This is a genomic window from Streptomyces sp. NPDC048417 (assembly GCF_040651615.1).
In the GTDB taxonomy this organism is placed as follows: domain Bacteria; phylum Actinomycetota; class Actinomycetes; order Streptomycetales; family Streptomycetaceae; genus Streptomyces.
The window spans coordinates 186,634-193,231 of the sequence record NZ_JBEZKI010000025.1; the positions used below are offsets into that span (position 1 = coordinate 186,634).

Sequence of the window (6,598 nt, forward strand, 5' to 3'; positions counted from 1 at the left end):
CGAACACGGCGGCGATCGGGGCGCCACCGGACGCGGCGGGCCGGAACCGGCGCTGCACCGCGGCCCCGTGCCGTCTAGCCTTCGCGCAGCCCCCGAAAGGAGCACCCGCGCATGCGAGCAGTCGTCTACGACCACTACGGCAGCCCCGCCGAGGTACGGGACGTGCCGGACCCCCGGCCGGCCCCGCACGGAGTGGTGGTCCGGGTCGAGGCCACCGGGCTGTGCCGGAGCGACTGGCACGGCTGGGCGGGCCACGACCCGGACATCACGCTTCCGCACGTGCCCGGCCATGAACTCGCCGGTGTGGTCGAGGAGGTCGGCGCCGCGGTGACCGGCCGTCGCCCCGGCGACCGGGTCACCGTCCCCTTCGTCTGCGCCTGCGGCGGCTGTCCGTCCTGCGCCGCCGGCGACCAGCAGGTCTGCGAACGCCAGACCCAGCCCGGCTTCACGCACTGGGGCTCCTTCGCCCAGTACGTGGCCCTGGACCACGCCGACGTGAACCTGGTGGCGATCCCGGAGAGCATGGCGTACGCGACGGCCGCCGCCCTGGGCTGCCGCTTCGCGACGGCGTTCCGCGCGGTGGTGCAGCGGGGCAGGGTCGCGGCGGGGGAGTGGGTGTCGGTGTACGGCTGCGGAGGCGTGGGCCTGTCGGCGGTGATGATCGCGGCGGCGGCCGGGGCGCGGGTGGTCGCGGTCGACGTGTCGCCCCAAGCCCTGGACCTGGCAAGGAGGTTCGGCGCGGCGCACTGCGTGGACGCGGCGGCCGGCGGCGACCCGGCGGCGGCGGTCCGTGAGCTGACCGCGGGCGGCAGCCACCTCTCCCTGGACGCCCTCGGCTCACCGCCCACCGCCGCCGCTTCGGTCAACTCCCTGCGCCGCCGCGGCCGTCACGTCCAGGTGGGCCTGCTGCCGTCCCCGGACGGCACCACCCCCGTACCCCTGGCCCGCGCGCTCGCGCTGGAACTGGAACTCCTCGGCAGCCACGGCATGGCGGCGCACGCCTACCCCGCCATGCTCGAACTGGTCCGCGCGGGCACCCTCCGCCCCGACCTGCTGGTGACCTCGACGATCACCCTGGACGCGGCCCCGCAGGCGCTGGCGGCGATGGGCGGGACGCCGGCGGCTGGGGTGACGGTCATCGAGCCGTGGGCCTGAGCGTCCCGCCGGGCGCGGGTCAGGCGTCTCCGCGGTTTCTGTTGCCCGGCCGGGAGGCGACCCAGGCACGGACCGTGTCGGCGTACCAGTAGGGCTTGCCGCGCTCGACGTGGTCGGGCGGTGGGAGCAGCCCGTGCTTGCGGTAGGAGCGGACGGTGTCGGGCTGCACCCGGATGTGCGCCGCGATCTCCTTGTAGGACCAGAGCCGTCGGTCGGTCATGAGGATGCACCTCCCTGCGCGCACCGCGGGGGCGACCGGAGTCGGTCGTCGGGGGAGCCGGGCGCTGCGCTGGCGATCACAAAGCCTGTGCCCCGTCAACGACGGAGAGTGACTGTGGGCAAGCGGCTGTGGGCCGGGTGTGACAGAGGACCCGCGTAGGTGCGACATGTGTGACACAAGAGGGGTGTTTGTGACACAGCTGGGGCACAGGTGCGCGGGCGTGTGTCGGCGGGGCGCGTTGACACGCGTGGCGGCGGCGGTCGCGGGCCGGAACCGCCGTGCCGGGTCCGGTCCGTCGGCGCGGTCTCGTCCGAATGTCTGGACAAACCATTGACACGACCTCCTGTCCGGGACTACAAACCGGGGGAGAGCCGTGACGAAGGGAAACCGATGGCGTACGACCTGATCACCATGGGACGGATCGGGGTGGATCTCTATCCGCTCCAGACCGGTGTCCCGCTCGCCCAGGTGTCGTCCTTCGGCAAGTTCCTCGGCGGGTCGGCGACGAACGTGGCCGTGGCGGCCGCCCGCCTCGGCCGGAACACCGCCGTCATCACCCGCACCGGTCAGGACGCCTTCGGCGCCTACCTGCACGAGGCGCTGCGCGACTTCGGGGTGGACGACCGCTGGGTCACCGCCGTGCCCGGACTGAACACCCCGGTCACCTTCTGCGAGGTCTTCCCGCCGGACGACTTCCCGCTGTACTTCTACCGGCAGCCCAAGGCCCCGGACCTGGAGATCGACGCCCACGACCTGGACCTCGACGCCGTCCGGGACGCCCGCATCTTCTGGGTCACCGGCACCGGCCTGAGCGAGGAGCCGAGCCGTACGGCGACCCTCGCGGCCCTCGCCCACCGCGCCAAGGCCGGGACCACCGTCTTCGACCTCGACTGGCGGCCGATGTTCTGGAGCGACCCGGACGCCGCCCGCCCCTTCTACACCGAGGCCCTCAAGCACACCACCGTCGCCGTCGGCAACCTCGACGAGGTCGAGGTGGCGACCGGCGTGCGCGAGCCGCAGGCCGCAGCCCAGGCCCTGCTCGACGCCGGGGTCGAGATCGCCGTCGTCAAGCAGGGGCCCAAGGGCGTCCTCGCCGTCAACCGGGACGGCGCCTTTGCCGAAGTACCGCCGCTGCCGGTGAACGTCCTCAACGGGCTCGGGGCCGGTGACGCCTTCGGCGGTTCCCTCTGCCACGGCCTCCTCGAAGGCTGGGACCTGGAGAAGATCATGCGGCACGCCAACGCGGCCGGCGCCATCGTGGCCTCCCGCCTGGAGTGCTCCTCCGCCATGCCGACCGGCGAAGAGATCACGGCCGCGCTCGCCGCCGGAGCGGTGCTGTGAGGGCCGGCCGCGTCGTGGGCGCGCACCACGACACCGCACCCCCCGCCAAGCAGCCGGGCGTGGACATCGCGGCCCTGGTCCACACCCGCACCCACCACCCCGAGGCCATCGCCGAGGCGGCCGCGCGAAGAACCCGCCGTCCGCTCCTCGACGAGGACGGCAGGCTGATGATCGTCGCCGCCGACCACCCGGCCCGCGGTGCCCTCGGCGTGGGCGGCGACAAGCTCGCCATGGCCAACCGGGCGGAACTGCTGGAGCGGCTCTGCCTGGCGCTGTCCCGGCCCGGCGTCGACGGCGTCCTCGCCACCGCCGACATCCTCGACGACCTGCTGCTGCTCGGCGTCCTCGACGGCAAGGTCGTCATGGGCTCGATGAACCGCGGCGGACTGCAGGGCGCCCGCTTCGAACTCGACGACCGGTTCACCGGGCACCGCGCCGAGGACATACAGCGCCTCGGGTTCGACGCCGGCAAGCTGCTGCTGCGGATCGACTACGACGACCCGGGCTCGCTGACCACCCTGGAGTCCACCGCCCGCGCCATCGACGACATGGCCGCGCGCCGGCTCCCGGTCTTCGTCGAGCCGTTCATCAGCAGCCGCACCCCCGAGGGCAAGGTCAGAAACGACCTGTCCGCCGAGGCGGTCACCCGGTCCATCGCCATCGCCTCGGGCCTCGGCGGGAGTTCGGCCTACACCTGGCTGAAGCTCCCGGTCACCGAGAACCCCGACGACATGGCCCAGGTCATGGAGACGTCCACCCTGCCCGCCGTGCTGCTGGGCGGCGAGGTCGGCGATGACCAGGACGGCGCCTACGAGAAGTGGCGCAGCGCCCTCCAACTCCCCACCGTGCGCGGCCTGGTGGTCGGCCGCTCGCTGCTGTACCCGGCGGACGGCGACGTGGCCGCCGCCGTGGACACCGCCGTAGGACTGCTGTGAGGCCCTGATGACGACGAACGAGCTGTACCTGGGCAAGGGTTCGACCGCGAACGCACAGTACGTGCTCGACGTCGACCCGAAGCGGGCCGGCTGGTCGCACAGCAGTCTGCGGATCGTCGAACTGGCGCCTGGCGGCAGCCACTTGTTCACCACGGGGGACAGTGAGTGGATCGTGCTTCCACTGGCAGGCGGTTGTACGGTGCAAACGGAGGGAACAGAGTTCCAGATCCTGGGCCGGGAGAGCGTGTTCGCCGGAGTCTCCGACTTCGTCTACGTGCCCCGGGACGCCCAGGTCCAGATCGCCTCCGGCGCGGGAGGCCGCTTCGCCCTGGCAGGAGCGAAGTGCGAGCGACGACTCCCCGCCCGCTACGGCCCCGCGCCGGAGGTCCCCGTCGAAGACCGCGGCAGCGGCACCAGCGCCCGCCGGGTGCGCAACTTCGCCTCCGCGGACGCCTTCGACTGCGACAAGCTGATCGCCGTCGAGGTGATCACCCCCGGCGGCAACTGGTCCTCGTACCCGGCGCACAAGCACGACGAGAACCGGCCCGGCGAGGAGTCGGAGCTGGAGGAGATCTACTACTTCGAGATCGACGGACCGAACGGTTTCGGCTATCAGCGCGTATTCCCCTCCCGTGAGGGCGGTACGGACGTCCTCGCCGAGGTCCGCTCCGGCGACGTCGTGCTGGTCCCCGACGGATGGCACGGCCCGTCGATCGCGCAGCCCGGGCACGACATGTACTACCTGAACGTCATGGCGGGGCCGGGTGAGACGCGGGAGTGGCGGATCTGCTTCCACCCGGACCACGTCGGCAGTAAAGAGGGGTATCGATGACGATACGGCTCACCGTCGCGCAAGCGCTTGTCCGCTTCCTCGCCGCCCAGTACACCGAACGGGACGGCGAGCGCCGCCGCCTGATCGGCGCCACCTGGGGCATCTTCGGCCACGGCAACGTGGCCGGCCTCGGCCAGGCACTCCTGGAACACGCGGACGAGATGCCGTACCACCAGGGCCGCAACGAACAGGCCATGGTGCACGCGGCCGTCGGCTACGCGCGTCAGTCGAACCGTCTCGCCACGCACGCCGTCACCACCTCCATCGGCCCCGGCGCCACCAACCTGGTCACCGGCGCCGCCCTCGCGACGATCAACCACCTCCCGGTCCTGCTGCTGCCCGGCGACGTCTTCGCGACCCGCCCCGCCGACCCGGTCCTCCAGCAGCTCGAAGTCCCGCACGCCGCCGACGTGTCGGTCAACGACACGCTGCGCCCGGTGTCGAGGTTCTTCGACCGGATCAACCGCCCCGAGCAGCTGATCCCCTCGGCCCTCGCCGCCATGCGGGTGCTCACCGACCCCGTCGACACCGGCGCCGTGACCCTCGCCCTCCCGCAGGACGTCCAGGCCGAGGCGTACGACTGGCCCGAGGAGTTCTTCGCGGAGCGGGTGTGGACGGTACGACGGCCGGGCGCCGATCCGATCGAACTCGCCGCCGCCGTACGGGCGATCAGGAGCGCCCGCCGCCCCCTGGTCATCGCGGGCGGCGGGGTCCACCACAGCCGCGCCGAAGCCGGCCTCGCCGAGTTCGCCGAGGCCACCCGCATCCCGGTCGCGTCCACGCAGGCCGGCAAGGGCTCGCTGCGCTGGGACCACCCGCAGGACGTCGGCGGCGTCGGCCACACCGGCACCGCCACCGCCGACGAACTCGCCCGCACCGCCGACCTGGTGATCGGCGTCGGCACCCGCTACACCGACTTCACCACCGCCTCCGGCACCCTCTTCGAGAACCCGGACGTCCGCTTCCTCAACCTCAACATCGCGCCCCACGACGGCCACAAGCTCGCCGGCCTGCCCCTGATCGCCGACGCCCGCGGCGGCCTCGCCGAACTGACCGAGGCGCTGGCCCTGCACGACCACCGCGTGGCCGACTCCTACGTCACCGAGTACACCGAGGACAAGGAGCGCTGGGAACAGCGCGTCGACGCCTGCTACGAGGCCGAGGAACCGGACATCCGGCCGACCCAGCCGCAGGTCCTCGGCGCCCTGGACGCCCTCGTCGACGAGACGGACGTGGTGATCAACGCGGCCGGCTCGCTCCCCGGCGACCTGCACCGGATGTGGCGGACCCGCTCGCAGGACCAGTACCACCTGGAGTACGGCTACTCGTGCATGGGCTACGAGATCCCGGCCGCCATCGGGGTGAAACTCGCGGCGCCGGAGCGCAACGTCTGGGCGCTGGTCGGCGACGGCACGTATCTGATGATGCCGACCGAGATCGTCACCGCTGTGCAGGAGGGAATCGCCATCAAGGTGCTGCTGGTGCAGAACCACGGCTACGCCTCCATCGGCGGACTCTCCGAGTCGGTGGGCGGCGAGCGGTTCGGCACCGCCTACCGCTACCCCTCGGCGGACGGTACCTTCACCGGCGCCCCGCTCCCCGTCGACCTGGCCGCCAACGCGGCCAGCCTCGGCATGCGCGTCCTGCGCGCCAAGACCGTCCGTGACCTGCGCTCGGCGCTCGCCGAGGCGCGGGCCGCCGACACTCCCACATGTGTCTACGTGGAGACCGAAACGGCCGACACTGTGTCGGGCCCGCCTCCCGCGCAGGCCTGGTGGGATGTACCTGTGGCCGCGACCGCGACCCGCTCGTCCGCGGTCAAGGCACGTGAGCTGTACGAACGGCACGTCTCGACCCGACGCCGCCATCTGTGAAGGAGTAACCGGTCATGACGAAGATCGTCAACCACTGGATCGGCGGCAAGTCCGTCGACGGCACGTCGGGCAATTTCGGGCCGGTCACCGACCCGGCCACCGGCGCGGTCACCACGAAGGTCGCGTTCGCGTCGGTCGACGAGGTCGACGCGGCGGTAGCGGCCGCCAAGGACGCCTACGCGACCTGGGGTCAGTCGTCGCTGGCCAAGCGGACGGAGATCCTGTTCCGGTTCCGGGCTCT

At 72.2% G+C, this 6,598-nt stretch carries 7 protein-coding genes; 6 read left to right on the plus strand and 1 reads right to left on the minus strand.

The window, feature by feature from the left end; translation table 11 throughout:
* Positions 1–111: 111 nt before the first annotated feature.
* Complete coding sequence (locus tag AB0D59_RS34905; protein WP_362574324.1) at positions 112–1,155, plus strand: zinc-dependent alcohol dehydrogenase family protein; 1,044 nt, start codon at positions 112–114, stop codon at positions 1,153–1,155.
* A gap of 19 nt (positions 1,156–1,174) precedes the next feature.
* Here the strand turns inward: AB0D59_RS34905 and AB0D59_RS34910 are convergent, their stop codons facing one another.
* Positions 1,175–1,375 carry a MerR family transcriptional regulator gene (locus tag AB0D59_RS34910; protein ID WP_362574326.1) on the minus strand — a complete coding sequence of 67 codons (201 nt, stop codon included), beginning with the start codon at positions 1,373–1,375 and terminating at the stop codon, positions 1,175–1,177.
* Between the two features lie 390 nt (positions 1,376–1,765).
* Here AB0D59_RS34910 and iolC point away from each other — a divergent pair, with 390 nt between their 5' ends.
* The 5 genes from iolC to AB0D59_RS34935 all read left to right on the plus strand — a co-directional run.
* On the plus strand, positions 1,766–2,716 hold the full coding sequence (gene iolC, locus AB0D59_RS34915; protein ID WP_362574328.1) for a 5-dehydro-2-deoxygluconokinase: 951 nt from the start codon (positions 1,766–1,768) through the stop codon (positions 2,714–2,716).
* A gap of 59 nt (positions 2,717–2,775) precedes the next feature.
* The gene (locus tag AB0D59_RS34920) at positions 2,776–3,651 is read left to right on the plus strand and encodes a deoxyribose-phosphate aldolase (protein ID WP_362574348.1); all 876 of its coding nucleotides are present in this window, start codon (positions 2,776–2,778) and stop codon (positions 3,649–3,651) included.
* A 7-nt stretch (positions 3,652–3,658) separates the two neighbouring features.
* Positions 3,659–4,483 (plus strand): 5-deoxy-glucuronate isomerase, encoded by an 825-nt coding sequence (gene iolB, locus AB0D59_RS34925; protein ID WP_362574330.1) that lies wholly within the window; start codon positions 3,659–3,661, stop codon positions 4,481–4,483.
* Positions 4,480–6,357, plus strand: a complete 1,878-nt coding sequence (iolD, locus tag AB0D59_RS34930; protein WP_362574332.1) for a 3D-(3,5/4)-trihydroxycyclohexane-1,2-dione acylhydrolase (decyclizing) — start codon at positions 4,480–4,482, stop codon at positions 6,355–6,357. The genes iolB and iolD overlap by 4 nt, the downstream gene beginning before the upstream one ends.
* 14 nt (positions 6,358–6,371) lie before the next feature.
* The coding region (locus AB0D59_RS34935; RefSeq protein WP_362574334.1) for an aldehyde dehydrogenase family protein at positions 6,372–6,598 on the plus strand (227 nt) is incomplete at its 3' end.